The sequence below is a fragment of the Mycobacterium sp. NGS59 genome, from assembly GCF_059812345.1.
Window position 1 is genome coordinate 111,349 of sequence record NZ_JCALCN010000010.1, and the last position, 24,919, is coordinate 136,267.

Below are 24,919 nucleotides of genomic sequence, written 5' to 3' on the forward strand. Positions count from 1 at the left end.
CATTTTTGGGAGGAAAGACGCTATGAGCTTGCGGCTGGAAGGCCAGGCCGCGGTGGTGGTCGGCGGCAGCCGCGGTATCGGGCGTGCGGTCGCCGAATTGCTCTGCAGTCTGGGTGCTTCCGTGGTGGTCAACGGCCGTGACCCGGATGCCGTCGCGCAGACCGTGGACGCGATCACCGCCGCCGGCGGTCAAGCCGTTGCGGTCAGCGGGGCGGCCGACAACGAACGGGTCGCCGCCGCGTTGATCGAGACCTGCACGAGTTCGTTCGGCCGGCTGGACATCCTGGTCAACTGCGCCGGTATCGCAGAACCGCCGCAGTCCTCAATCCTGCGGATCAACCCGAAGGAGTTCGATCGCCTGATCGGTTCGCATCTGGGCACGGTATTCCACACCTGTCGGCTGGCGGCGCCGCTGATGGCAGAGCAGGGCCACGGCGCGATCGTCAACACCGGATCGGCGGCGTTCCTCGGCGACTACGGGGGCACGGGCTATCCCGCCGGCAAAGGTGCAGTGAATGCGCTGACGATGGCGATCGCCGCGGAGCTGAAAGCCGACGGAGTGCGGGCCAACGTGGTGTGTCCCGGCGCACGGACACGCCTGTCGACCGGACCCGAATACGAATCGCACATCGCCGATCTGCACCACCGCGGACTCCTCGACGAGATGACGATGCGCGCGTCGCTGCACCCCGCTCCCGCCGAATTCGTGGCACCTCTCTACGGGTACCTCGCCGGGGATCTCGCGCGTGACGTCACCGGGCAGATCTTCGTTGCCGCAGGGGGTTTCGTCGGCCGATACCAGCGGCCGGAGCCGCAGTTGCTGGGCTACCGCGACCACAACGTCAGCCCGCCGTGGTCGCTGGCCGAGTTGCACGAGATGATCGGCGCTTCAGCTACCCGATGAGCGAGAAGAGCAGCACGAGCGCGACGTAGCCCACGGCCACCACCGCGGCCCCGGTGAGGCTTATTCCCGGCGGCGCCCCGTCGATCGGATCGAGCCAGCGCCTGAAGGGCCGTGACGCGGCCGGGACGAGAACCCATTGCAGTAGAAGGACACTGACGACGTTGCCCACGAAGACTGCCGGCGACTGCGCGAGCCCGAGCCGATCGAGCGCGGGTGCCAAGTATGCGGAGAGCAGCATCACCGTCGGGTAGAGGCACAGCACCACCAGCATTGCCGTCTTCCAGCCCGGCGTGATCTTCGTCTGGCCGTCGGCGATGCGGACGGTCGAACCGAACGGCGCACTGCGCGGCAATTCGGCGAAGTCGCGGGTCAACTCGTCGCGCAGGCGCGGCAACGCTTGGCGACGTTCCTGGGAGCGCATCCATCCGCTCAAGTGCCGGGCGGAGCGGAAGCGGAGCAGCGACATCCATTGCCCGGACGCGTCCGCCGGAAACAGCGCGGTTCCTTCATAACCGGGAAACGCTGAACTCACCAGCGTCAGATCATGTTGCGCGGCTACGAATTCGGCGTCCTTACCCGCAGCCACGTCGTGCAGGAAGACGGCCGCGCTGTCCGGCGGAAGCTCGCCGTGTGCCAACACCAGGTCGGCCGCCGACCGCCCGAAACCCTGGGTCAAACCATCGGCGAGTGCTTCGCGACGGTCGGCCCCGTCCAGCCAGGCGTCCAGCCTGTCGGTGCTGTCGAACGAGACCGCGACGGCGTGATCCAGCTCTTCGCCGTGCCGCACGGATTGGCGCGCGCCGAGGAAGCCCGCAGCGCGACGAGCCGATGCGCGGTAACCATCCACCCACCGGTCGAAAGCGCCGGGATCGGTTGGTGGGTGGAAGATGGAAATCGCGGTGGCACCAGCTGTCATGTCAGTTGTCTACCACCGCCGTCGTACGAGGATCCGGATCGACTCGGCAGTCGAACAGCTCGCCGGCCGCGGGCGATCGGTTTAGTGAATCGATCAAGCGGGTAAGCGTCGCGGGACCCCGGGGCACGGACTCGACGGGGAGCCGGGGACTTCGGGCGAAATCTGCACGCCATCTATTGAGCAGGCGACTAAATGGAACGTTTAAGCGGACTTGACGCATTTTTCCTCTATATGGAGACACCGACGCAACCGTTGAATGTGTGCTGCGTCCTGGAACTCGATACGTCGACGATGCCACGCGGTTACAGCTATGCCCGGTTGCGGGCTGCGCTGACCAAGCAGGTCAAGGCAGTCCCGGAGTTCCGCATGAAACTGGCTGATACACAGCTGAATCCGGATATCACCCGGTGTGGGTCGACGACGAGGACTTCTCGTTGCGACGCCACCTGCACCGGGTCGCGGTGCCGGCGCCGGGAGGCCGCCGGGAACTTTCCGAGATCTGCGGGCACGTCGCAGGGCTGCCGCTGGACCGCGATCGCCCGCTGTGGCAGATGTGGGTGATCGAAGGCGCCGCACACCCCGAGAAATTGACCGTGGTGCTCAAGGTCCATCACGCCGTGGTCGACGGAGTCGCCGGAGCGAACCTGCTGGCGCAGCTGTGCAGTTTGCAGCCCGAGGCGCCCGAACCCTTGCCGGTCCGCGGCGCCGGGCCGGCAACTGCGCTGCAGATTGCCGGTAGCGGGTTGTGGAATTTCGCGAAGCGACCGCTGCGACTGGCGACGGTGGTGCCGGCGACGGTGCTGACGCTTTTGCAGACGGTGCTGCGAGCGCGTGAAGGCCGCACCATGGCCGCACCGTTCAGCGCTCCGTCGACGCCGTTCAACGGCACGCTGACGCGTTACCGCAACATCGCTTACACCCAACTCGACATGCGAGACGTCAAACGGGTGAAGAACAGGTTTGGGGTGACGGTCAACGACGTGGTGGTGGCGTTGTGCGCCGGGGTGTTACGCCGCTTCCTCTTGGAGCGGAACGAACTGCCGGACATTCCGTTGGTCGCCACCGTGCCGGTGTCGGTGCGGGAGAAGTCCGACCGTCCGGGACGCAATCAGACGACGTGGATGTTCTGCCGGATGGAGAGTCAGATCAGCGACCCGGCCGAGCGTATTCGCGCGATCGCTGCGGGAAACAACGCCGCCAAAGACCACACCGCGGCCATGGGCCCGACCCTGTTGCACGACTGGACCGAGTTCGGCGGGCAGACGATGTTCGGCGCCGCCATGCGGATACTGCCGCGAATTCCGTTGAGCACCAGCCCCGTCTACAACTTGATCCTGTCCAACGTGCCGGGACCGCAAGGGCAGCTGTATTTCTTGGGTAGCAAGATCGACTCGATGATCCCGGTCGGCCCGCTGCTGGGCGGCGCCGGTCTCAACATCACCGTCATGTCGCTCAACGGCGAACTCGGTATCGGCATCCTGTCCTGTCCCGACCTGCTGCCCGATCTCTGGGAGATAGCCGACGCGTTCCCGGATGCGCTCAAAGAACTGCTCGAGTGCCCCGACCGCCGCGCCCGGCCGGTGGACGGTGACGAATAGGGTTGCAGCGCAACCGTTTCCGGATCTCAGTACCGGTATCCGGTGCTGGTGCCCAGCACCTCGACGGCCGCATTGATGTTCGGGATGACCGATGCTCCGTAGCGTGCCACGATCTGACTGAGCGAACGGGTGATGTGCGGACCGACGGCGTCGGCCAGCAGGGTGTCTTCGGCGATGACGATCCCGTTCACGATGTGACCGGCGAGCAGTCGTCCGTCGCGGGCGACTTCGTAGCGCCAGTCGCCGATCTGGATGCGCTCCGGATTGGACGAGAAGATGCCACGTTTGGCCGGTGTGTGTATCACTCCGGGCAGCCCGGCGAACACCTTGACCACCAACGCGACCCCGCCGGGACCGGCCAGCGCGCCCGCGATGGTGCGGCTGACCCGTTCGGTGTCCAGGTCACTCATCACTTGTCCATCGGCAGCACGAAGGTGGGCTTGATGGTCTCGCCACTTCCGGTGCGCCGCACCGCAGTTCCCGCGGTGTAGAACTCCACCGTGTGGTGACCCCAGGCGTAGTTGGAGACCGCGAAATGCACCCCGACCACACCGGTCGCGCCGTCGCGCTCCGCCTCGGTCTGCATGCGTGACATCGCCAGCTCACGTGCTTGATAGTTCCCCTGCGTCCACTGCGGCATCTCCATGTTGCGGCCGATCTGCCGCAACGTCTGCATGAAACCCTGCACGGCGATGTGAAACACGCAGTTGCCCATCACAAAGGCCACCGGCGTGAACCCGGAACGCAGCAACGTCACCATGTCTTGGCCCGACAGGTGGCTGGAGAAAGCCTGACCATTGGGTCGCCGGAACGCTCCCGGCTTGTCGGTGTAGCGCACCGCGGTGCCGACCGCCATGAACTCCAGGTGTTCGCCGCCCTCGCCGTGGTGGCGCCAGTTCAGTCGGACCCCGACAATGCCGTCCGCCTTGAGCGCGTCGGCCTCGGCCTGCATGCGCGCCATCGCATTCCAGCGCGCCCGGTAGGTCGCTTCGGTGAGCACGCCCAACTCCTGTTGCTGCCTCATGCCGGTGAACTGGAACCCGACGTGGTAAACGGAGACACCCATCACCAGCTCGATCGGCTCGAACCCGCCGCCGTGCAGCAGCGCGAACTCGTTGATCGACAGATCCGACGTGAACGACTTCTCGGCATGCGACAACCGTTCGCTGGCGACCGGATCGAGCGAGGTTGGCTCCATGGGCAGGCGTCCCTTCTCTGGTTTGCGTCAGCGTAGCGAGGGGCTCACGGAGTGAGGGTGATCGCCTCTTCGGGACAATTCTGCGCACCCGCCAGCGCGTGCTGCTCCAGCTCGCCCGACACCTGCTCGACCCGCACGATCGAATGCCCGACGTCGTCGGCGTCGAAGACGTCGGGGGCGAGCGAATAACACCGGCCATGGCCCACACAGCGGTCGGCATCGACCGCGATGTGCTTCATCGCGCCACCGGGAACGTCAGCGGGAGCGCCTCGACCGAGCGCAGCGCGGCGGTGTACTTCAGTTCGGTACCCCGCGGAATCTCGTAATCGGGTATGCGGCGGTGGAATTCGCGTAGTGCCACCCGCAACTCCATGCGCGCCAGGTGGGATCCGAGGCAGCGGTGTGGGCCGCCCCCGAAGGCGCGGTGCCGATTCGGGTTGCGGTTGAAGTCCACCGATTCGGGATCGGGGAACTCGGCCGGGTCGGTGTTGGCCGCACCCAGCAGCGGGCTGACCCGGTCGCCCTTGTTGATGGGGCAGCCACCGACCTCGACGTCCTGCATGGCCACCCGGACGACGCCCGGGACCGGTGTCTCCCAGCGGAGTAACTCCTCGACTGCATGCGGCAGGATGTCGGGCTGCTCGACGAGTTGATGCCGGTGTTCGGGGTGCCGGGCCAGATACACGAAAAAGCAGTCCAGGGAATCGGTCACGGTGTCCAGTCCGGCGATGAGGAACAGGAAACAGATGTCGAGCAGCTCTTCGCGGGTGAGGGTTGCGCCCTTGTCGTCTTTGAAGTGGGTCGCGATCATTGCGGACAGGACGTCGTCGCGAGGACTGGCGATATGGTCGTCGATGGCGCGGTCGAAATATTCGTAGATCTGTTGCGCCACTGGCGCTGAGGCCGCATGCCGTTCGTCCCAGTCGGCCGCGCCGTCCGGCCGGATGATGCCGTCCTTCCACTCCAGGAACTGGTCGAGATCGTCCAGCGGCAGGCCGAGCAACTGCAGGAACACCGTGCAGGGCAGCGGCACCGCGAACTCGGTGTGGAAATCGCATTCGCCGCGACCGGCGAAGTTGTCGATCAGCTCGTTGACCAGCGCCGTGACCTGCGGTTCGCGTCTGGCCATTTCCCGTGGCGTGAACAGCGGATCCAGGATGCGCCGGTACTTGGCATGGTCGGGCGGGTCGATCTGCAGCGGGATCAGCGGACGTATGGTGCCGAGATCGACCGCGTCCATGTTCGACGAGAACAGATCGGTCCGCTTGAGCGCCATCTCGATATCGGCAAGCCGGCTCAGCACCACCGCCTGCGGGGACCGGAACACCGGGGCTGACTCGCGCAGCGCTTTGTACATCGGTTGCGGCTCGGCGAGACCGACGATGGACTGGTCTACATACTCCTGGTCGACGAACCCCTCGGCTTCGGTCATGTTGTCAGCCTGGCACCGCCGCCGACGGGGGGCAATTACCTTTTCATTTCTCAGCCGGCGTCGCTGCTTCGTCGGTGCAGAAACGAAGCAATCGCCCGCAGCACACCGCGCAACGCGTACGCCGCCGTCACGATCGACAGCAGGATCAGCAGGATGAACGTCACCATCCAGTTGCTGCGGCTGTGGTCGACGTCCCACCAGATCACGATGAACAGCAGGACACACACCAGCAGCACGATGTCGCGCCAATTGCCGTGGTAAGACACCGCTGCCTTGCGCATGGCGCGTCCGCGGTCCGCTGCCTCGACCAGGTCGTCGATGCGGGCGTCGATCGTGCGTTGCAGTTCGGCGCGGCGCTTGGTGGCTTCCGGAGGGAGCCGGTCGAGCAGATCCATGTCCTGCTTGATCAGGCCGCGAAAGTCCGGCCCCCGGAATTGCCCGGCCGCGACGGCGAGCATCACACCACCCAAGACCGGCGCGCTGTTCAACGCGATCTGCCCCACACCGGCCACGTCGGCCTCCTTCGGCTCGTCCACGAATCCTTCGATGAGGATTGCCGAACCGGGGAAGCCGATCAAGATGCGGGGTGTCGGGTGTCGAACGCCATCGGTAGCGATATCGGTCCGCTGAGTTCGGTCGGCGCTTTCCACGGGGCCGGACCGACGCGCCGTGGGTTGGTCAAGCGCTGGGTGATCACTCGAAGTGCCTCGGCGAGTTCGACTTTGGCGAGGTGTGCGCCCAGGCAGTAATGCACGCCGCCACCGAGACTCAGCATGGGCGGTGGTGCCGCCCGGGTGATGTCGAGCCGGTCGGGACTGTCGTAGACCGTCTCGTCGCGATTTCCGGAAGCCGTGTTGGCGACGACGACAGTGCCGGCCGGCACCAGAAAACCGCCGAGCTCGATGTCCTGGGTGGCCAGCCGTATTGCGCCGACGACGATGGGCGTGTGGCGGATCAACTCCTCCACGGCCTGCGCGGCCAGTTCGGGATGCGCGGCAAGTTTCGCCCATTGGTCGGGATGCTCGCACAACACCTGCACCGCAGCCGCCAACTGGTTCCGGGTCGTGTCGGTTCCGGCGTTGAGCAGGATGGCAACGAGATTCACCATCTCGTCATGGGTGAGGCGGTCGCCGTCTTCCTCGGCGCGAATCAGTTCGGAGATCAGATCCTCAGCCAGACAGTCCCGTCGGCGCGCGATCAGCTCCTCGACATAGTTTTCGAGTTGTTGCCAGGCCCGCACGATCGCGTCTTCTTCGGCGGCAACGTTGGCCCCGAACGCTTTGCTGATGTCGGTGGCCCAGGTCGAGAACAATTCCCAGTCCTGCCGAGGCGCGCCCAACAGCTCGCAGATGATCGGGACCGGATACGGCCGCGCGATGTCGGTGACCAGATCGCAGCGCCCTTCGATGGCGCACGTGTCGACCAGTTCGGTGATGACCTTCGTGCACGCGTTGCGCATCCGCGCTGCCGCGCGGGGTGTGAATGCCCGCGACACCAGTCGCCGCAGCCGATGATGCTCGGCACCGTCGAGGCTGATGAGCAGCCGACAGACCCGGTCCCAGACGGGTCCGGACTCGATTCCCTGGACCGCCAGTCCGATCCCGCGAGGCATCGCGAACCGGGGGTCGCGCAACATCGCGCGGACCAACTCATAGCTCAGCACCTCGGGTCCATACGGTCCCTGAGCAATCGGGGACTGCCGGCGTGCCTGCCCGATCAGACGGTGGATCTCGTCGGGGTCACGGGCGTCGTGATAGGTGATGGCCGGCAGGGCGAGGTCGAAAATATCGGTGGGCATGGCGTCGCTCCTCGGATCGGAATGGATTCACTCTCCGGGGAAAACGGCCGGCGACCATCGGCCAACGTGCCTATTGGCCGGACGTGCGTAACTGCGTAGGTAGGCCATTTCGCTGATGTTCTGCGATCTCGGTCATCGCATCCTGGTTAGCATGAGCACGACCGAGTGGAGCGACGTTGGGGTGAATGGGCTTCCGACCGGCACAGTGACCCTGCTGCTGGCTGATGTCGAGGGATCGACGCGGCTGTGGGAGACACAGCCCGTCGAAATGGCGGCCGCCATCGCGCGTTTGGATCAGACGCTGACGGTTGCGGTAGCAGCGCACGACGGGGTTCGTCCCGTCGAGCAGGGCGAGGGTGACAGCTTCGTGATCGCGTTCTCCCGCGCGTCCGACGCGGTTGCCTGCGCGCTGGACTTGCAACGGGCGCCGCTGACTCCCATCCGGTTACGCATCGGATTGCATACCGGCGAGGTACGTCTTCGTGACGAGGGCAACTACGTCGGACCGACCATCAACCGCACGGGGCGGTTGCGGGACCTGGCCCACGGCGGTCAGACCGTGCTGTCCGGTACCACCGAAGACCTTGTCGCCGAGACACTCCCGGACGATGCGTGGCTGACCGATCTCGGCGCTCACACGCTGCGGGATCTGGCCCGTCCGCAACGGGTGGTGCAGCTATGCCACCCGGATCTGCGCAACGACTTTCCGCCGTTGCGCACTTCCAGTAACGTTGCCATACAACATCTTCCAACTCAGTTGACGGCTTTTGTCGGCCGCCAGTCCGAAATCGCCGACATACGAACGGCTTTGACGGTCAACCGGCTGGTCACCCTGACCGGGACCGGCGGCGTGGGTAAGACCCGCCTGGCGGTCCAAGTGGCCGCCGCGGTAGCCGGTAAGTTCGACGACGGGGTGTGGTACGTCGACCTGGCGCCCATCACCGCCGCCGAGGTTGTCCCGGTGACGGTCGCGCGCGCGTTCGGTCTGCCCGACCATCCGGGGCGTTCCACCATGGAGACGCTGGTGCGGTTTGTCCGCGACCGCCACCTGCTGATCGTGCTGGACAATTGTGAGCACCTACTCGATGCGTGCGCGACACTGGTATCCGAAATCTTAGGCGCTGCACCGCGAGTCATTGTCCTGGCCACCAGCCGCGAACCCATCAGCGTGACCGGCGAAGCGACGTGGCAGGTGCCGTCATTATCGTTATCCGACGAAGCGGTCGAACTGTTCGCTCAGCGTGCCCGGCTGGCCCGACCGGATTTCGCGGTCACCGACGCCAATGGTGCTGCGGTAACCGAGATCTGCCGTCGGCTCGACGGTATGCCCTTGGCGATCGAACTCGCGGCGGCACGGGTGCGGGCGTTGTCGTTGGCCGAGATCGTCGACAGCCTGCACGACCGGTTCCGGTTATTGACCGGCGGGTCCCGCACCGCGGTCCGCCGCCAGCAGACACTGCGCGCATCAGTGGACTGGTCACACGCCCTGCTCACCGAGACCGAGCGCATCCTGTTCCGTCGGCTCGCGGTGTTCTTCGGGGGATTTGATCTGGCGGCAGCACAATTCGTGTGCGGTGACGGTGAGATCGAGCGGTATCAGGTACTGGACCAGTTGAGTCTGCTGGTCGACAAGTCGCTGGTGGTCGCGGACGGAAGTAGCGGTCGCACCCGGTATCGGCTACTGGAAACGGTGCGTCAATATGCGCTGGAGAAGCTGGGGGAGTCCGGCGAAGCCGACGCCGTGCGGTCGCGTCACCGCGACCACTACACGTCCATCGCCGCCCTGCTCGACGCCCCGGCGCGCACCGATTACGAGCAGCGGCTCGAGCAGGTTGAACTCGAGATGGACAATCTGCGCAATGCTTTGGGCTGGGATCTGGAAAACGGTGAGACCGAGCGGGCTTTGGCGTTGGCATCCTCCCTACAACCGGTGTGGATGTCGCGCGGACGCATTGTGGAAGGTTTGGCGTGGTTCCACACCATCCTGGCTGACTTCGACCAATACGTCGACGTTGCGCCCGCAGTGCGGGCACGGGCTCTTGCCGACGAGGCCGTCCTGAACATGCACATCGGCCAGCCCATGGACCGAGCACAGCGTGCAGTGGAGATTGCCCGCGAAGTCGATGATCCGGCATTGCTTGCCCGCACACTATCCGCGTGCGGATTGATCGCCGGAGCGCAGCACTACGACGCGGAAACAGCTCAGTCCTGCCACGCCGAGGCAATGGAGTTGGCCCGGGCGGTGGATGACCAGTGGACCATGAGCCAGATCCTTGCGTGGCAGGCTAATAGCGCATTGACCACGGGCGATCCGGTTGCTGCGGGCGAGGCGGGGACGCAGGGGCGCGACATCGCCGACGCGATCGGTAATCGCCCATGCTCACGACAGAGCCGGATCATGATCGGCTACGCCCATCTGTTGCGAGGCGAACTAGCCGCGGCGATCTGTGAATTTCGGGATGTAGTAAATGAGTGTGAGGCGACTCATGACGAGGTCTATAGGGCAAGTGCCCGGATGGGCCTGGGATTGACGCTGACGTACCACGGAGAATTGGATGCCGCCCACGGGGTAGCCGATACCGCAGTGGCAGGTGCAGCCGATTTGAGCGAATACTTCCGCGGTATGGCCTATGCCCAGTTGGCTCAAGCCAATGTTGCCGCCGGCGAACTGGATGCCGCACAGGTCAACGGCGAGGCCGCCTACGAGGGCCTGCACACCGGCCAACCCCAGGTGGCGATCGCGCAGCGTGCTTTCAATTCCATTGAGGCAGCATTGGCGCGTGGCGAGGTTGCGCGCGCCCGAGAATGGGCCGACGAGGGACTCGCGGTTGCAGTGGGCTGGCACCGGGTGGCGTTGCTATCGGTCCGCGCTCGCATCGCGACGGCGGAAGGGCTACTCGAAGCCGCCGAACAGGATGCCCAACTGGCGTTGGCCGGGGCGGCCGACAAAGATCTGCGCCTGCACATACCCGACATTTTGGAATGTCTGGCCGCCATAGCCACCATCAATGGCAATCCGGCCGGAGCGGCCCGCCTGTTCGGTGCGGCAGACCACATCCGCGATGGCATGGGCCTGGTCCGTTTCAAGATTCACGAGTCCGGTTACCAGTCGGTGGTTGCCGATCTCCGAAATGCGATGGGTGCAAACGATTTTGACGGGGCATGGGCGCAGGGCGCCGCGTTGTCCATCGACGAAGCGATCGCCTACGCGCTGCGCGGCCGCGGCCAACGCAGACGGCCGACGTCCGGTTGGGCGTCGCTGACACCAGCCGAGCGCGACGTGGCGCGCCTGGTCTGCGAAGGATTGGCCAACAAGGAAATCGCAACCAGGTTGTTCGTATCTCCGCGGACGGTGCAGGCCCATCTCTCGCATATCTACACCAAGCTCGGTATCGCCTCCCGCATTCAGCTGGCGCAGGAAGCGTCCCGCCAGGGGCTGATGGACACCTGTCCAGAATGAGCAGTCCATATGGTGGTTCGGATGGGGCTTTCGACGGATCGATCGTCCTTGCCGTTGGGAAAGCGGTCGGCTAGAGTTCGAAGGATAATCAGACACCTGTCCATAATTGGGGCCGAGTGCAGCCCGCTCGAGCCGTCGAACTGGGCAACTAGGCGCGAACCCGCGGTCTCCGCCGGACCGCCACACGACGCAGACCGAAGGATCGCGTATGACCAGCAGGTACGCCGCCCTCACCCGTGAGCAACTCACCATCCTGGTGCCGGAGTTGCTGCTGATCGGCCAGATGATCGACCGATCCGGAATGGCTTGGTGCATACAGCAATTCGGCCGCGAAGCCATGGTGCAGATCGCTATTGACGAATGGGCCGGCGCGAGCCCGATCTACACCAAGCGCATGCAGCGAGCGCTGAAGTACGAAGGTGTCGACGTCATCACCATCTTCAAGGGCCTGCAACTCGACATCGGCGCCCCGCCGCAGTTCATGGACTTCCGCTACACGGTGCACGATCGCTGGCACGGCGAGTTCCAGCTCGATCACTGCGGTGCGCTGCTGGATGTCGAACCGATGGGCGAGGAGTACGTGCGCGGCATGTGCCATGACATCGAGGACCCGACGTTCGACGCCACCGCGCTGGCCACCAACCGCAGGGCTCAGGTTCGTCCGATCCACCGGCCGCCCAGGACGCCGGCGGATCGGCACCCGCACTGCGCCTGGACGGTGATCATCGACGAGTCGTACCCGGAGGTCGGTTTCATACCAGCCCTCGAGATCATCGGCCGAACCCGCGCAGCGACAGCCGAACTCGACCCGATCGACGAGAGCGAGCCAGGTGAATCGGACTACTCCGGTCCGCTGGTGTCCGACTTCGACTTTGCTGCGTTCTCGCACTCCGCGTTGGTGCGGATCGCCGACGAAGTGTGCCTGCAGATGCATTTGCTCTACCTGTCGTTCGTCCTGGCGGTGGAGAAGCACGCGCAGGGCGACGCGGACAAGACCCGCATGATCTGCACCAAGCAGCTCATCGGCCTTGCGGGTCTGGCCGCCGAGCGAATTCATCGGGCATTGGGTCTGCCGGGTGGCGTCGAAGGTGCGGTGCGCGTGTTGGAGTTGCATCCATTGTTCAATCCCGCGCTGTACGTATCGGCTTCGTTCGAAGGCGACCGCGTGCACCTGCATCGGTCCCCGGCACACGACGACGCTGCGTGGCCGGCGCTGGTCTCGCCCGAGTCGGTCGGCCCGTTGCAGGCGATCGTCGCCGCGGTCGATCCGCATCTGACCGTCGAAGTCAGCGGCACGTCCGATGACTGGACTGCGATCGTGCACGAAACCGACACTGCTGCAGAGGAATTCTCCGAAGTCGCGGTGGCCAAGTTCAGCGGCGGGTCGACGTTCGTCTTCCAGCCACGAAAGTCGTTGCCGCTCACGCCCGTGTGATCACTGCCGCGACTTATTCACACTTGCAGGTTTATGCACAGGTGCGCCCTCGGGGCCGGGGAGTTGTCGGTGCCATTTCCTAAAATTTGAGGTATGGCAGCGAGCACGCGGGAAGAGATCGTGGAGGTCTTCGACGCACTCGATGCCGACGTGGATCGATTGTGCGCGTTGTCCTTTGAGGTGTTCACCACCCCGGAGCGGATGCGGGCTCTCGAGCGCCTGGAACGGGCAGCGCGCCAACTGCGCACACCCCAGCACGCGGTGATCAACCAACTCGCCGCCCACGCCGGCGAGGAGGAGTTGGGTGGCAAGCTGCGCAGTGCGGTGGCTGATCGGTTGCGGATCTCTAAGCCGAAGCCGGCCGGCGTATCGCCGAAGCCAAGGATCTCGGGGCGCGCCGGGCGCTGTCCGGGGAGGCGCTAGGGCCGCTGCTGACCGCGACCGCGACCGCCCAAGGCGCCGGACTCATCGGTGATGAACACATCAGGTTGATCCGCAAATTCCTGGCGCATCTGCCCGACACGGTCGATGCGGGCACCCGGCAGGACGCCGAAGCCGACCTGGTCGACAAGGCCACCCACTTTCGCCCCGAACAAGTGCAGACCTATGCCCAGGAAGTGATGGCCTATCTGCACCCCGACGGCAACTACTCCGAGGAGGAACGCGCCCGCCGACGCGCCCTGATGCTGGGCAAGCAGGAGTTCGACGGCATGTCGCGCCTAAGCGGGCTGGTCACCCCCGAGCTGCGGGCCGCGATCGAAGCGGCGTGGACGAAGTTGGCCGCACCGGGGATGTCCAACCCGGAACACGAGGCACCACGGGTGGACGGCGAACCCGACGCCGAGGAGGCGCAGCGCGATACCCGCTCGGGACCCCAACGCCAGCACGACGCGCTGCTGGCCGGGCTACGCGCACTGCTGGCCTCCGGCGAACTGGGCCGCCATCGCGGCCTGCCGGTCACCATCATCGCCACCACCACCGTGGCAGAACTGGAAGCCGCTAGCGGGTGGGCGCGCACCGGCGGCGGCTCCCGCCTACCCATGAGTGATCTGATCCGCATGGCCGGCGGCGGCGCCAACCACTATTTGGCGATCTTCGACGGCGCCAAACCCCAAGCCCTCTATCACGCCAAACGGTTGGCCTCCCCGGCCCAGCGGATCATGCTGTGCGCCAAAGATCTCGGCTGCACCAGACCCGGCTGCGACGCCCCGGCCTACCACTCCGAAGTCCACCACGTCACCGCCTGGCGCAAAACCGGCCGCACCGACATCAACGACCTCACCCTGGCCTGTGGCCCCGATAACCGGCTAGCCGAAAAAGGCTGGACCACCCGCACCAACGCCCAAGGCCACACCGAATGGATCCCACCAGCACACCTCGACCACGGCCAACCCAGAATCAACACATTCCACCACCCCGAAAAACTCCTGATCCCCGAGGACGACGACGACGGGCCGTAGCGGAGCCGTCGTGCTACCCCGTCTGCGCCGCCGGCGGACGGTAGAAGATCAGCAGCTGTCCGATGGCGCCGGCCAACCCGAGACCCAGCGAGATCACCAGCCCGGGCCAGCCGGGGAACCACAGCTTGTCACCGAAGATCACGTAATCGAGACTGAGCTTGCCCGCACCGACGGTGGCGACCGCGACGGCGCTGAGCGCCAACACCAGGTTGTATTCCCAACCCTCCTTGACGATGAAGAATCCGTTGGCGCGGTGCACCGTCCAGGCCGCGACGATCATCAGCGAGACGAAGCCCGCGGCGGGGATCGGCGTGAACAGCCCGGCCGCCAAGCCCAGACCGGCGGCCGTCTCGGTGGAAGCGGCCACGGTGGCGTGGAACCTCCCGGGCTTCATGCCGATGCTCTCGAACCACCGCGCGGTGCCTGGAATTCGCCCGCCGCCGAAGAATTTGTTCAGGCCGTGCGCGGCCAATGTCAGACCCAGTACCAGCCGCAGAATCAGTAACCCGACATCGATGGCGTTCATACCGTTCAAACTAGATCATCGCTCGTGACGGTAGCGCGGACCCGCCGGTGTGGGACCATTGCGGACGTTCCGGTGTTTGCCCGCGCAACCAATCGGGCAGGTCAACCAACAAGGGGGTGCATCATGCCTCGTGCCACGCGGGGCCGTGGTTCACGCCTCGACACCCTGCCCGACACCGTTGTCCTGCTGGACGGCCATGCGAACCAACCCCGGGAGATCCTCGGTAACAAGGGCCACGGCATTGACACCATGCGGCGGCACAATTTGCCGGTACCACCGGCCTTCTGCATCAGCACCGAGGTCGGCGTCCGCTATCTGGCCGACCCCCAGCCGACGATGGACGCGATCTGGGACGACGTCCTCGACCGGATGAGCTGGCTGGAAGAGCAGACCTCGCGCACCTTCGGTCGAGGACCGCGGCCGCTACTGGTCAGCGTCCGCTCGGGGGCCACCCAGTCGATGCCCGGCATGATGGACACGATCCTCGACCTGGGTATGAACGACGCCGTCGAGCAAGCCTTGACCACGCCCGGCGCCGAGTCGTTTGCCCGCGACACCCGCCGACGGTTCGTCACCATGTACCAGCGGGTGGTGGGTGACCAGTCCGGTCCCCCGGCCGACCCGTATGCACAGCTGCGCGCCGGCATCGAGGCCGTGTTCGAGTCGTGGAACTCCCCGCGCGCCGTCGCCTACCGCGAGCACTACGGCCGCGGCGACGGCGGGGGCACCGCGGTGGTGGTGCAGGCGATGGTGTTCGGCAACCGCCCGCCCAATTCCGGCGCCGGAGTGCTGTCGTCGCGCAATCCGATCACCGGGGCCGACGAACCGTTCGGTGAATGGCTGCCCGGCGGCCAGGGTGACGACGTGGTGTCCGGACTGGTCGACGTCGAGCCGATCACAGCCCTGCGGGTCGAGCAACCGGGCGTCTTCGACGAACTGATAGCCGCCGCCCGCAGCCTGGAACGCCTCCATGGCGACGTCCAGGAGATCGAGTTCACCGTCGAAGACGGCAAACTATGGCTGCTGCAGACCCGGGCCGCCGAGCGGTCGGCGCAGGCCGCGGTGCGACTGGCGCTGCAGCTGCGGCGCGAACATCTCATCGACGACGCCGAAACCTTGCGCCGCGTGACGCCCGCCCACGTCGAAGCCGTGCTTCGACCGTCGCTGCAGCCCGAAACACGCTTGGCCGCACCGCTTTTGGCCAAAGGACTACCGGCCTGTCCGGGTGTGGCGACGGGCGTTGCATACACCGACGTCGACGAGGCACTCGATGCCGCAGGCCGCGGCGAACAGGTCATCCTGGTGCGCGATCACACCCGCCCCGAGGACGTCCTGGGCATGCTGGCCGCCCAAGGCATCGTCACCGAGGTCGGCGGAGCCGCAAGTCATGCGGCCGTGGTCAGCCGCGAACTCGGCCGGGTCGCCGTGGTGGGCTGCGGCCACGGCGTCGCCTCTGCACTGGCCGGCCGACAGATCACCGTCGACGGCTACGAAGGTGAAGTGCGGCAAGGCATTCTGCCGCTGACCGCGTGGTCCGAGCATGATTCACCCGAGCTGCGCGAGCTGGCCGAGATCGCCCGACGAGCCCAGGCCGACCGATGACCGATCTGGCTGTGCTGCAAGCTGTTCGGCTCAAGGGCCGGGTAACCGCCACTGACCTGGCCGCGACCCTGCGCGCCGACGAGGCCGATGTCGCGGAGACGATCCGCCGGTTGACAGCCGACGGCCTGCTCACAGACGGGCCCACGGTGCGGATCACGCCGACGGGCCGCACACACCTCGCCGACCTGGTCGCCGCAGAGCGCAGCAGCGCCGACACAGCCGTCCTGATCCGGACCTATCACGAATTCCATGCGGTGAACAGCGATTTCAAGGCGCTGATCACCGACTGGCAGCTCAAGGACGGACAGCCCAACAACCATGAGGACGCCGCCTACGACGCCGCGGTGCTGGCGCGTCTCGACGACGTGCACCAAAGACTGGCGCCGATCATGACGACCCTCACCGCGCAACTGCCGCGCCTGTCGGCGTACCCGACGAAGTTGGACGCTGCGCTGGCGAAGGTCAAGGCCGGCGAAACCCTATGGCTGACAAGGCCTCTCATCGACTCCTACCACACCGTGTGGTTCGAATTGCACGAGGAACTGATCCTGGCTGCCGGGCTGACCCGCGAACAAGCCGCCAGATCCGGCGACGCGGGCTAGTAGCTACAGCGCCGCGTCCAGCAGGCGCACATAGGCGTCCACGTCCGGCACCGCCGACTCGGCCGCGTTGACGCTGACCGCGACGATGTCGCCGATGCCGTGCACGCCGTGCGTCAGACCCATCACCGGCGACAGCGAAGGGTAGCCCGCGGTGAGCACCACCGGAGCGTCCCCGAAGCGCAGGTCCGCGGCTCCGCGATCGACACTGGACACCACCGTGTTGCCGGCCACCTGCGCCGGTCGCGCATCGGGATCGAATTGGGATACGCCCCAACGCAACAACGCCGCCGGCACGGTGGCGAACGCTCGGTCGCCGGCCCGAACCGCGGGGTGCTCGAGGCGGCGACGCGCATTAGCCAGGTCTGCGGTGATGCGCCGCAGTCGGTCGGCGTGGCCGAGTCGCGGGTAGAGCCCCACCACCACATTGGCGAAGTGGTTATTGCCGAGGCGGGTGCCGGGTTTGGCCATCGGCACCTCCGCGGCCAGCGAGTCGACGGGATCGCCGAGCAACTCCGACATCGCACTGGCCACCGCGGCCAGCACCACGACGGTCACGGTGGCACCGGCCAATTGGGAACGACGGCGCACCAACGTGCGGATTGTCCGCACACCCTGGGGCCGCGCATTCGTAGCCTGTGGCGGGCGGGTCCCCAACCCCGGCGACAACAGCCCAGCCGCGGTGTCGGCGACGAGTTGCCGATGGGTGCGAACGGCGTCGACCGCGCGCCACGGCACCAGACCCGGCCGATGCCTCGGCACTGCAGGCACCGGACCGGGCCGCCCAAACAGTCGAGCCGCCAGCGCCGCGACCCGCCGGCCGTCACCGAACGCGTGCGTAGCCTGCACGACGACGACGGTGCCGGGTCCCGGCACACCGGGAATGTCGCGTACCGGGGCGAAAACATGTAGCCGCCAAGGCATCCCATTGCGGCTGAGCTGACTGTCGCCCAAGCCGGCCACCGCAGCCAGGCAGCCTTCCCAGGAGCCGTCCGGCACGCTGTGGCGGACCGTGCGCTCGGGTCCGACGCCGGATGGGACCCAGCGCGGATACCGGACGGCACAGTCGTCCTCGGCGCGCACCGCCAAGTCCGGACACGCACGGGCCCGCCGGTGGACGTCCTCGATGGCGCCCTCCGGATCGACAGGTACGCCGTCGAACGCGTAGAGCAAGAACTCGTCGTTGGGGACCTTCGACGACATCCAGTAGAACTGGGCGTCGACGGCCGCCATCCGCGTCGTCAAGGGGAACCGATGAATCCCAGCACCAACTCGGCAACCTTTTCCGGCTGTTCGAGCTGTAGGAAATGACCGGCGTGCCCGACGATTTCCAGTTCGCTGCCGGAGGGCAGTACCGGTTCCACCCAGCGCGCGAAAGCCGGTGTCATGCAACCGTCGTCGTGACCATGTAGGTACAGGCTCGGCAACTTCGGTGGTTCGGTCCAGTGCCGGTGCAGTTCGGCATACTGCGCCGGCGGGCGGGTGTTGCGAATCGTGGCGCGGTACGGTCCCAGCGCCGCGCGCCAACTCTCCGGCGTACCGATCGCGGCGTCGACGTGGCGCAGGTCCTCGTCGGCGCGGTAGCCCGGCGACCACCGTCGCCACAGCAGCGGCAGCACCCACGACGCCGACCGTTCCGGCAGGAACGGCAGCTGAAAGTAGCTGATGTACCAACTGCGCACCAGCTGAGGGGGTATCTCGCGGAACAATCGGCCACGGTCGGGCACCTGACTCAACGGCCGGAAGGCACCGGCCGGTGGCACCGACATGATCACCGCCTTGGCGAACGGACTGTCGGGTAGCGCCGCCAGGCCGCCGGCAGCCATCGCACCCCAGTCGTGGCCGATGATCACGTCACGCTCGGAGCCGCCCGCGGCCGCTCGCACCCGCAGCGCATCATCCATCAGGGCCCCGATGTGATAGCTGCCGTCGGCAGGAATCGACGACGGCGCGTACCCGCGCATGAACGGCGCCACCACCCGCCAACCCGCCTCGGCCAGCCGCGGCGCGATCTTGCGCCAACCGTAGGCGGTGTCGGGAAAGCCGTGCAGACACAACGCAATCGGTGCATCGGTGGGACCCCAGGTCAGGGCCTTGAGGTCACCGTTGGGGCCTTTGACGTCGACCCAGCGTGGTTCGGACAACACGACTCCTGTTCATCGACCGCTCAGTCCAACGTAATGGGCAGCCGAGGAGAGCAGAAGTCCCGCTTATATTTGCGCGACGGCTTTTTCGAGATCGGCCACGATGACCTTGCTCATCCCGTGCATGGCTTTGGTGGCCGCGGCTGCGCGCGCCGGGTCGGGATCGTTGACCAGTTCCAGGAGCCGGTCCGGGACGATCTGCCAACTCAGCCCGAAGCGGTCCTTGAGCCAGCCGCACTCGGACTCCTCGCCGCCGTCGGTCAGCTTCTCCCAGTAGTAGTCGACTTCGTCCTGGTCTTTGCAATGCACCGTGAACGACACCGCCTCGTCGAACGTGAAGTGCGGTCCGCCGTTGATGCCCATGAACCGGGTGCCGTCGAGCACGAACGTCCCGTAGGCCGTCGAGCCGGGCTCGCCGGGCCCCACCTCGGTGTACTTGGTGTACCCCTCGACGTGCGAGTTCGGGAACACCGAGGTGTAGAACTCGGCCGCTTCCTCGAGGTTGTCGTCGAACCACAATGCGGGCGTGATAGCCGGCATGTCGCCTCCTTGTCGTTTGGCTTCTGCTACCGGGATAGACCCGGAGGAGGACGGAAACTCATCGCGCACGCCCAGATTGCAATCTCGACAGCCCGACACTTGCCGAAAAAGATTACAGCTGTAATCATCTGACGGGTGGGCTCACTGGACGGCAAAGTCGCCGTCGTCACCGGCACCAGCCGCGGCGTCGGCGTGGGCATCGCGCACGAGTTGCTGCGCGCCGGAGCCACCGTCGTCGGGTGCTCGCGAAGCGCGCTACCGGCCCTGCCCGGTGTCGAGGCCGAACCCGAGTGGGCTCGACGCAGCGCCCAAATGGTCTGCGACCAAGGCGATTACCACGCCATCGACGCGTTCGTGCAGCAGGTGGCCGACGACTACGGCCGCATCGACATCCTGGTCAACAACGCCGGCGGCACCGTGCCGACGCCGCACGTCGACGACGTTCCGAAGCTGGTGCAGCGCCTGCAGGGCGCACCACGCAGCGACGACGACTTCGAACGCACCGCGCTGTTCCACGCGTTCGCAGTGCAGATGAATTTGATCAGCCCGATGTGGTTCGCCATCCGCGCCTACCGGCAGATGAAGACCCAGGACGGCACCGGGTGCATCGTCAACGTCTCCAGCGGCGCCAGTCATCCGGCGGGCTCACCCACGCTGGTGTCCTACGGCGCGGCCAAGTCGGGCCTGAACCACATGACGCGGTCGCTGGCCCAGGAGTGGGGACCCAAGGTGCGGGTCAACTGTGTGGCGCTGGGTCCGACGACCACCGAGAACTTCCGCGCGCTGGTGCTGGACAAAGACGACCCGACCGGCACCGAATACTTCGCCAAGGTCCCGATGAAGCGGGGCGGCGAACCCGCCGAGGTGGGTCGCACGGTGGTCTTTTTGGCCTCGGGCGCAGCCGATTTCATCAACGGCACCACCATCGAGATCGACGGCGGTATGTTGCCGGGCGTGCTGTACGAGGCGGGCCTGAAGACCATCACCGATCTGCTGTGAGGAGCTGAAATGTCGTACGACAGAGACGACTTCGACGATTTCTGGACGGCCTGGCTGGATGTCAACCGTCAGGCGCAGGACTCCGGCGACTGGGGTGTGATGGCCGATTTCTACGAGCCCGACGCCACCTATGGCTGGTCCTATTCGCCGACCGACCAGTTCATGGCCAACGGGCGCGACGAGATTCGCGACCTCGCCTTGGGCACCGAGATGCTGGGCTTCCAGGGCTGGATATATCCATACCAGACAGTGCTTTTCGACGACCGATCCGGACAGGCGTTCGGTCTGTGGCGCCAGCTGTCCACCTTCGCCTCACCTGATGGCGAGCCGTACGAGATCCGGGGACTGGGCGGCAGCTGGTTTCAGTACAGCGGACACCGCAGCTGGTCCTGGCAGCGCGACATCTTCGACGTCGGAATGGCGACGGCGGCAATGCTGGACATCCTGCGCGACGGCAGGAACTCCCCGGAACTCGACGCGCGCATGGTCGCCATCCGCGGCGGCAAACAACCCGGACACTACGGGTCGTGGGCCGAAATGCCGGCGCCGCTATGGCCGATCCCGACGACCTTGACATGAGGCGAGTCATCCAATATTCGACGGGCAATGTCGGCCGGCATGCCCTGCGCATGCTGATCGAGCGGCCCGGACTCGAACTGGTCGGTGTGCACGCGCGCAGTCCCGACAAGGTGGGGCGCGACGCCGCCGAACTGTGCGGATTGCCGACGCCGACGGGCATCACGGCCACTGACGACGTCGACGCTCTGGTTGCCCTGCGCGCCGACTGCGTCGTCTACACCTCGCAGGCCGAGACCCGGCCGCAAGAGGCTCTCGCGGAGATCACCCGCTTCCTGCGGTCCGGCACCAACGTGGTCGGCTCGTCGTTCGTGTGGCTGGTCGCGCCGGAACAGGCCGGACGGTGGCTCCGCGAACCGCTGCAACAGGCCTGCGCCGAGGGCGACACCACGCTGTACGTCAACGGCGTCGACCCCGGCTTCTCCGGCGACACCCTTGCCTACACCGCGCTGAGCCTGACCGAGCGCGCCACCGGCATCACCGTGCAGGAGATCTGCGACTACGCCAGCTATGACGACGCCGAATTCACCGGTGTGAGTTTCGGTTTCGGCACTTCGCCGGATCACACCCCGATCATGTTCGCGCCCGGCGTGCTGACGTCGATGTGGGGCGTGCAGGTGCGCAGCCTCGCTCAGGACCTGGGCGTCGAACTTGACGAGATACGGGAGCGCTGCGAGAAGTGGGTGACACCGGAGCCCATCGACTGCGTGATGATGCACGTCGACCCGGGACAGGTGGCCGCCGTGCGGTTCGGGGTCGAAGGCGTGCACAACGGCCGCACCATGATCACCATGGAACACGTCAACCGACTCGGCGCGGCCACCGCCCCTGACTGGCCCTATCCTCCGGACGGCCGGCTCGGCGTGCACCGCGTGGTTGTCGAGGGCAGCCCCGGTGTGGAGATCAACACCCACCTGGGCGGGGCGATCGACCACAACGAAGGTGGTGTGATCGCCACGGCGGCGCGGGTGGTCAACTCGATCGACGCGGTGTGCCGCGCGCCGAGCGGCATCCTGGCCGCCCACCACCTCAGGCCGCTCGATCACCTGCGCGACGTGATGTGGTGACAGCGCGTAGACCGACGTCCGGCGCGCAGGCCCGCGCCGAGCGCAGCCGTCAGGCCGTGATCGATGAAACCGTTCGCTACATCCTGCAGGAGGGGTTCGCCCCGCCGAGCATCCGGCAGATCACCGAGCGCGCCGGATTGACCTGGGGTGCAGTGCAATACCACTTCGGCGACCTGGACGGGATCTTGATGTCCGTGGTGGACAACGGGTTTGAGGATCTGTTGCGCACCTTGGACGAGTTACCCGCCCAAGTGGAGCGGATTCGGCCCGAACAGCGCCCGTCGTTCGTCGTCGAAGCGGTATGGCGCGCATTTTCCAGCCCGACGTCGATGGCGGCCCTGGAGATCCTGATCGCCACCCGCGGCGCCCGCACCGCCACCGCCAACGCCCACTTGACCGCGATGACCGCCCGCATGACCGAGATCGGCGAGCACCTCGGCACCGGCATCGCTCCCGCGCAGGCGAGCCGGCTGGGCAACCTCATCTGGAGCACCATCCGTGGTCTGGTTGCCCTGCAATTGACGTGGCCAAAGCCGCTGGACAGCACCCGAGACCGACAGATGCTCGTCGAAGTCATCAGCGCATACCTGACCGTCCACCGAATCAAAGGAGACTCCTGAGATGACCAGCACCCCCCAGACCGTCGAGTTCTCCGGGGTCGACGGGATCACCCTGATCGCCGACGAATGGAACGGCGGCACAACCGATTCCGACCGGCCCACGATCCTGATGCTGCACGGCGGCGGCCAGAATCGGTTCTCCTGGAAGAACACCGGGCAGATCCTGGGCGACGACGGCTACCACGTGATCGCGATCGACACCCGCGGGCACGGCGACAGTGACCGCGCACCCGACGCCGACTACGACGTGGAGACGCTGACCGCCGACGTCTTGCACGTTCTCGACGCGATCGGGCGCCCGGTCGTGATCATCGGGGCCAGCATGGGCGGGCTGACCGGCATCCTGGTCGCCGACCGCGCCGGACGGGAAAAGGTGACGAAGCTGGTGCTCGTCGACGTGGTGCCGCGATTCGAAAAGAACGGCAGCGCCCGGATCCGGGATTTCATGATGACCAACATCGACGGATTCGAGACGCTCGAGCAGGCCGCCGACGCCGTCGCGGCGTACCTGCCGCACCGGACCAAACCGCGCAGCCCCGAAGGTCTGAAGAAGAACCTGCGCCTGCGCGACGGCCGCTGGTACTGGCATTGGGATCCGGCGTTCATGACCAAGCCAGGCGATGACCCGGAACTGCGCACCGAGGGCTTCGAGCGGGCGGCCGCGAACCTGACGATCCCGGTGTTGCTGATCCGGGGCAAGTTGTCCGACGTGGTGAGTCCCGAAGGCGTCGAACACTTTCTGAGCCAAGTGCCCGGCGCGGAGTTCGCCGAACTGTCCAACGCGGGGCACACCGCGGCCGGCGACGACAACGATGCGTTCAGCGAAGTCGTGGTGGCATTCGTCGAACGAGCGTCCTGACGCGCGAGTGGGAATTGCACGACGCGACACGCGCTAGATGCGTCGCAGAATTCACACTCGGCGGCGGGTGAGTAGTCAGTTGGCCGGCTTCTCCGCGTGCCCGCCGAACTGCTTGCGCATCGCCGACAGCGCTTTGTTGGCGAAGTCGTCGAGGTCGCGCGAAGCGAACCGCGACTGCAGCGCCGTCGTCAGCACCGGGGCGGGAACGCCTTCGTCGATCGCCGCGATAGAAGTCCAGCGCCCCTCCCCCGAATCCGAGACCCGCCCGGAGAACTCCTTCAGGTCCGGCGATTCGTGCAGCGCGATCGCGGTGAGATCAAGCAGCCAGGAGCCGATGACGCTGCCGCGTCGCCACACCTCAGCCACGTCCGGGATGTCGAAGTCGTATTGGTAGAACTCCGGATTCGACAGCGGCGCGGTCTCGGCGTCGCTTTCCTGGATTCGGGTGCCGATGTCGGCGTTGCGCAGAATGTTCAGGCCCTCGGCGAGCGAGGCCATCATCCCGTACTCGATGCCGTTATGCACCATCTTCACGAAGTGCCCGGCGCCGGCCGGACCGCAATGCAGATAACCCTGCTCGGCCTGCGCGACCTTGCCCTCGCGCCCCGGGGTCCGCTCGGCGGCGTTCACTCCTGGTGCGATGCTGGCGAAGATCGGTTCGGCGTGCTCGAAGGCGTCGGTGTCACCCCCGATCATCAGACAGTAACCCCGTTCCCGCCCCCACACACCGCCGCTGGTGCCGCAGTCCAGCAACCGGATCCCGTTCTCGGACAACGTCTTAGCGTGTCGCATGTCGTCACGGTAGTAGGAGTTGCCGCCGTCGATGACGATGTCGCCGGGTTCCAGGATGCCGGCCAGTTCGTCGATGACCCCGGTGGTGATGGTGCCCGCGGGGACCATGACCCAGACCAGGCGTGGAGTGGCGAGCTTGTCGCGTAACTCCTCCAAAGAGGCGACCCCGGTGGTGTTTTGATCCTTGGCCATCGCCTTGACGGCGTCAGGACTGTTGTCGTACACCACACACTCGTGGCCGGCTTTGACCACGCGGCGCACGATGTTGGCACCCATCCTGCCCAGACCGATCATGCCCAGCTGCATCTTGTCTCCTTCCTGCCGTCACCGGCAGTTCCAAGAATCACCAACACATCTGCGGGTTCCCGTCGTAGACAAACCCTAGACATGATCG

At 66.1% G+C, this 24,919-nt stretch carries 22 protein-coding genes and 2 pseudogenes; 12 read left to right on the forward strand and 12 right to left on the reverse strand.

Going from position 1 to position 24,919, the window contains the following annotated elements; all coding sequences use genetic code 11:
• Window positions 1-22: 22 nt before the first annotated feature.
• Window positions 23-904, forward strand: a complete 882-nt coding sequence (locus tag AC5Y46_RS13715; protein ID WP_499991656.1) for an SDR family NAD(P)-dependent oxidoreductase — start codon at window positions 23-25, stop codon at window positions 902-904.
• Here AC5Y46_RS13715 and AC5Y46_RS13720 read toward each other — a convergent pair.
• Window positions 894-1,820: an antibiotic biosynthesis monooxygenase gene (locus AC5Y46_RS13720; RefSeq protein WP_499991657.1), complete on the reverse strand. Its 927-nt coding sequence runs from the start codon at window positions 1,818-1,820 to the stop codon at window positions 894-896. The genes AC5Y46_RS13715 and AC5Y46_RS13720 overlap by 11 nt on opposite strands.
• A gap of 192 nt (window positions 1,821-2,012) precedes the next feature.
• On the opposite strand from AC5Y46_RS13720, the pseudogene AC5Y46_RS13725 reads away from it, so the two are divergent.
• Window positions 2,013-3,418 (forward strand): annotated as a pseudogene (locus tag AC5Y46_RS13725) (WS/DGAT/MGAT family O-acyltransferase).
• Window positions 3,419-3,444: 26 nt separating this feature from the next.
• On the opposite strand, the gene AC5Y46_RS13730 reads toward AC5Y46_RS13725, so the two are convergent.
• From AC5Y46_RS13730 to AC5Y46_RS13755, 6 genes are all read right to left on the reverse strand, one after another.
• On the reverse strand, window positions 3,445-3,828 hold the full coding sequence (locus tag AC5Y46_RS13730; RefSeq protein ID WP_499991659.1) for a DUF5073 family protein: 384 nt from the start codon (window positions 3,826-3,828) through the stop codon (window positions 3,445-3,447).
• Window positions 3,828-4,616: a heavy metal-binding domain-containing protein gene (locus AC5Y46_RS13735; protein WP_499991660.1), complete on the reverse strand. Its 789-nt coding sequence runs from the start codon at window positions 4,614-4,616 to the stop codon at window positions 3,828-3,830. Before AC5Y46_RS13735 ends, AC5Y46_RS13730 begins: the two co-directional genes overlap by 1 nt.
• A 44-nt stretch (window positions 4,617-4,660) precedes the next feature.
• Complete coding sequence (locus tag AC5Y46_RS13740) at window positions 4,661-4,855, reverse strand: ferredoxin (protein ID WP_499991662.1); 195 nt, start codon at window positions 4,853-4,855, stop codon at window positions 4,661-4,663.
• Entirely contained in the window at window positions 4,852-6,048 is a 1,197-nt protein-coding gene (locus AC5Y46_RS13745; protein WP_499991664.1) for a cytochrome P450, read from the reverse strand. Before AC5Y46_RS13745 ends, AC5Y46_RS13740 begins: the two co-directional genes overlap by 4 nt.
• A gap of 50 nt (window positions 6,049-6,098) precedes the next feature.
• Complete coding sequence (locus tag AC5Y46_RS13750) at window positions 6,099-6,506, reverse strand: hypothetical protein (protein ID WP_499991783.1); 408 nt, start codon at window positions 6,504-6,506, stop codon at window positions 6,099-6,101.
• 116 nt (window positions 6,507-6,622) lie between these two features.
• Complete coding sequence (locus tag AC5Y46_RS13755) at window positions 6,623-7,846, reverse strand: cytochrome P450 (protein ID WP_499991665.1); 1,224 nt, start codon at window positions 7,844-7,846, stop codon at window positions 6,623-6,625.
• A gap of 151 nt (window positions 7,847-7,997) precedes the next feature.
• Between AC5Y46_RS13755 and AC5Y46_RS13760 the strand changes: the two genes are divergently transcribed.
• From AC5Y46_RS13760 to AC5Y46_RS13770, 3 genes and pseudogenes are all read left to right on the forward strand, one after another.
• Window positions 7,998-11,306: a LuxR C-terminal-related transcriptional regulator gene (locus tag AC5Y46_RS13760; RefSeq protein WP_499991667.1), complete on the forward strand. Its 3,309-nt coding sequence runs from the start codon at window positions 7,998-8,000 to the stop codon at window positions 11,304-11,306.
• A 208-nt stretch (window positions 11,307-11,514) separates the two neighbouring features.
• Complete coding sequence (locus tag AC5Y46_RS13765) at window positions 11,515-12,741, forward strand: hypothetical protein (RefSeq protein WP_499991668.1); 1,227 nt, start codon at window positions 11,515-11,517, stop codon at window positions 12,739-12,741.
• A gap of 93 nt (window positions 12,742-12,834) precedes the next feature.
• Window positions 12,835-14,201, forward strand: a pseudogene (locus AC5Y46_RS13770) (HNH endonuclease signature motif containing protein).
• 13 nt (window positions 14,202-14,214) lie between these two features.
• Here AC5Y46_RS13770 and AC5Y46_RS13775 read toward each other — a convergent pair.
• On the reverse strand, window positions 14,215-14,727 hold the full coding sequence (locus tag AC5Y46_RS13775; RefSeq protein ID WP_499991670.1) for a DoxX family protein: 513 nt from the start codon (window positions 14,725-14,727) through the stop codon (window positions 14,215-14,217).
• A gap of 123 nt (window positions 14,728-14,850) precedes the next feature.
• On the opposite strand from AC5Y46_RS13775, the gene AC5Y46_RS13780 reads away from it, so the two are divergent.
• Both AC5Y46_RS13780 and AC5Y46_RS13785 read left to right on the forward strand, forming a co-directional pair.
• The gene (locus AC5Y46_RS13780; protein WP_499991674.1) at window positions 14,851-16,329 is read left to right on the forward strand and encodes a pyruvate, phosphate dikinase; all 1,479 of its coding nucleotides are present in this window, start codon (window positions 14,851-14,853) and stop codon (window positions 16,327-16,329) included.
• Window positions 16,326-16,931, forward strand: coding sequence for a winged helix DNA-binding protein (locus tag AC5Y46_RS13785; protein ID WP_499991676.1), 606 nt, complete (start codon window positions 16,326-16,328; stop codon window positions 16,929-16,931). Before AC5Y46_RS13780 ends, AC5Y46_RS13785 begins: the two co-directional genes overlap by 4 nt.
• Window positions 16,932-16,934: 3 nt before the next feature.
• Here the strand turns inward: AC5Y46_RS13785 and AC5Y46_RS13790 are convergent, their stop codons facing one another.
• The 3 genes from AC5Y46_RS13790 to AC5Y46_RS13800 form a co-directional block, all read right to left on the reverse strand.
• Window positions 16,935-18,161, reverse strand: a complete 1,227-nt coding sequence (locus AC5Y46_RS13790) for a WS/DGAT domain-containing protein (RefSeq protein WP_499991784.1) — start codon at window positions 18,159-18,161, stop codon at window positions 16,935-16,937.
• An 8-nt stretch (window positions 18,162-18,169) separates the two neighbouring features.
• Entirely contained in the window at window positions 18,170-19,072 is a 903-nt protein-coding gene (locus AC5Y46_RS13795; RefSeq protein WP_499991677.1) for an alpha/beta fold hydrolase, read from the reverse strand.
• 66 nt (window positions 19,073-19,138) lie between these two features.
• Complete coding sequence (locus AC5Y46_RS13800; protein ID WP_499991679.1) at window positions 19,139-19,612, reverse strand: VOC family protein; 474 nt, start codon at window positions 19,610-19,612, stop codon at window positions 19,139-19,141.
• Between the two features lie 135 nt (window positions 19,613-19,747).
• On the opposite strand from AC5Y46_RS13800, the gene AC5Y46_RS13805 reads away from it, so the two are divergent.
• The 5 genes from AC5Y46_RS13805 to AC5Y46_RS13825 are packed head-to-tail and all read left to right on the forward strand — an operon-like array spanning window position 19,748 to window position 23,733.
• Window positions 19,748-20,611 carry an SDR family NAD(P)-dependent oxidoreductase gene (locus AC5Y46_RS13805; RefSeq protein ID WP_499991688.1) on the forward strand — a complete coding sequence of 288 codons (864 nt, stop codon included), beginning with the start codon at window positions 19,748-19,750 and terminating at the stop codon, window positions 20,609-20,611.
• A 9-nt stretch (window positions 20,612-20,620) separates the two neighbouring features.
• Window positions 20,621-21,190: a nuclear transport factor 2 family protein gene (locus AC5Y46_RS13810; protein WP_499991690.1), complete on the forward strand. Its 570-nt coding sequence runs from the start codon at window positions 20,621-20,623 to the stop codon at window positions 21,188-21,190.
• On the forward strand, window positions 21,187-22,254 hold the full coding sequence (locus tag AC5Y46_RS13815; protein ID WP_499991693.1) for an NAD(P)H-dependent amine dehydrogenase family protein: 1,068 nt from the start codon (window positions 21,187-21,189) through the stop codon (window positions 22,252-22,254). The genes AC5Y46_RS13810 and AC5Y46_RS13815 overlap by 4 nt, the downstream gene beginning before the upstream one ends.
• Entirely contained in the window at window positions 22,251-22,874 is a 624-nt protein-coding gene (locus AC5Y46_RS13820; protein WP_499991696.1) for a TetR/AcrR family transcriptional regulator, read from the forward strand. Before AC5Y46_RS13815 ends, AC5Y46_RS13820 begins: the two co-directional genes overlap by 4 nt.
• A gap of 1 nt (window position 22,875) precedes the next feature.
• Window positions 22,876-23,733 carry an alpha/beta fold hydrolase gene (locus AC5Y46_RS13825; protein WP_499991700.1) on the forward strand — a complete coding sequence of 286 codons (858 nt, stop codon included), beginning with the start codon at window positions 22,876-22,878 and terminating at the stop codon, window positions 23,731-23,733.
• Between the two features lie 75 nt (window positions 23,734-23,808).
• Here AC5Y46_RS13825 and gnd read toward each other — a convergent pair whose 3' ends face one another.
• Window positions 23,809-24,831 carry a phosphogluconate dehydrogenase (NAD(+)-dependent, decarboxylating) gene (gnd, locus tag AC5Y46_RS13830; protein WP_499944790.1) on the reverse strand — a complete coding sequence of 341 codons (1,023 nt, stop codon included), beginning with the start codon at window positions 24,829-24,831 and terminating at the stop codon, window positions 23,809-23,811.
• Between the last annotated feature and the right edge of the window lie 88 nt (window positions 24,832-24,919).

What these genes read in the sequence shown, in the direction of transcription:
- AC5Y46_RS13715 (WP_499991656.1), top strand. Translation starts at nt 23, where the DNA reads ATGAGCTTGCGGCTGGAAGGCCAGGCCGCGGTGGTGGTCGGCGGCAGC.
- AC5Y46_RS13720 (WP_499991657.1), bottom strand. Translation starts at nt 1,820, where the DNA reads ATGACAGCTGGTGCCACCGCGATTTCCATCTTCCACCCACCAACCGAT.
- AC5Y46_RS13730 (WP_499991659.1), bottom strand. Translation starts at nt 3,828, where the DNA reads ATGAGTGACCTGGACACCGAACGGGTCAGCCGCACCATCGCGGGCGCG.
- AC5Y46_RS13735 (WP_499991660.1), bottom strand. Translation starts at nt 4,616, where the DNA reads ATGGAGCCAACCTCGCTCGATCCGGTCGCCAGCGAACGGTTGTCGCAT.
- AC5Y46_RS13740 (WP_499991662.1), bottom strand. Translation starts at nt 4,855, where the DNA reads ATGAAGCACATCGCGGTCGATGCCGACCGCTGTGTGGGCCATGGCCGG.
- AC5Y46_RS13745 (WP_499991664.1), bottom strand. Translation starts at nt 6,048, where the DNA reads ATGACCGAAGCCGAGGGGTTCGTCGACCAGGAGTATGTAGACCAGTCC.
- AC5Y46_RS13750 (WP_499991783.1), bottom strand. Translation starts at nt 6,506, where the DNA reads ATGCTCGCCGTCGCGGCCGGGCAATTCCGGGGGCCGGACTTTCGCGGC.
- AC5Y46_RS13755 (WP_499991665.1), bottom strand. Translation starts at nt 7,846, where the DNA reads ATGCCCACCGATATTTTCGACCTCGCCCTGCCGGCCATCACCTATCAC.
- AC5Y46_RS13760 (WP_499991667.1), top strand. Translation starts at nt 7,998, where the DNA reads ATGAGCACGACCGAGTGGAGCGACGTTGGGGTGAATGGGCTTCCGACC.
- AC5Y46_RS13765 (WP_499991668.1), top strand. Translation starts at nt 11,515, where the DNA reads ATGACCAGCAGGTACGCCGCCCTCACCCGTGAGCAACTCACCATCCTG.
- AC5Y46_RS13775 (WP_499991670.1), bottom strand. Translation starts at nt 14,727, where the DNA reads ATGAACGCCATCGATGTCGGGTTACTGATTCTGCGGCTGGTACTGGGT.
- AC5Y46_RS13780 (WP_499991674.1), top strand. Translation starts at nt 14,851, where the DNA reads ATGCCTCGTGCCACGCGGGGCCGTGGTTCACGCCTCGACACCCTGCCC.
- AC5Y46_RS13785 (WP_499991676.1), top strand. Translation starts at nt 16,326, where the DNA reads ATGACCGATCTGGCTGTGCTGCAAGCTGTTCGGCTCAAGGGCCGGGTA.
- AC5Y46_RS13790 (WP_499991784.1), bottom strand. Translation starts at nt 18,161, where the DNA reads ATGGCGGCCGTCGACGCCCAGTTCTACTGGATGTCGTCGAAGGTCCCC.
- AC5Y46_RS13800 (WP_499991679.1), bottom strand. Translation starts at nt 19,612, where the DNA reads ATGCCGGCTATCACGCCCGCATTGTGGTTCGACGACAACCTCGAGGAA.
- AC5Y46_RS13810 (WP_499991690.1), top strand. Translation starts at nt 20,621, where the DNA reads ATGTCGTACGACAGAGACGACTTCGACGATTTCTGGACGGCCTGGCTG.
- AC5Y46_RS13815 (WP_499991693.1), top strand. Translation starts at nt 21,187, where the DNA reads ATGAGGCGAGTCATCCAATATTCGACGGGCAATGTCGGCCGGCATGCC.
- AC5Y46_RS13825 (WP_499991700.1), top strand. Translation starts at nt 22,876, where the DNA reads ATGACCAGCACCCCCCAGACCGTCGAGTTCTCCGGGGTCGACGGGATC.
- gnd (WP_499944790.1), bottom strand. Translation starts at nt 24,831, where the DNA reads ATGCAGCTGGGCATGATCGGTCTGGGCAGGATGGGTGCCAACATCGTG.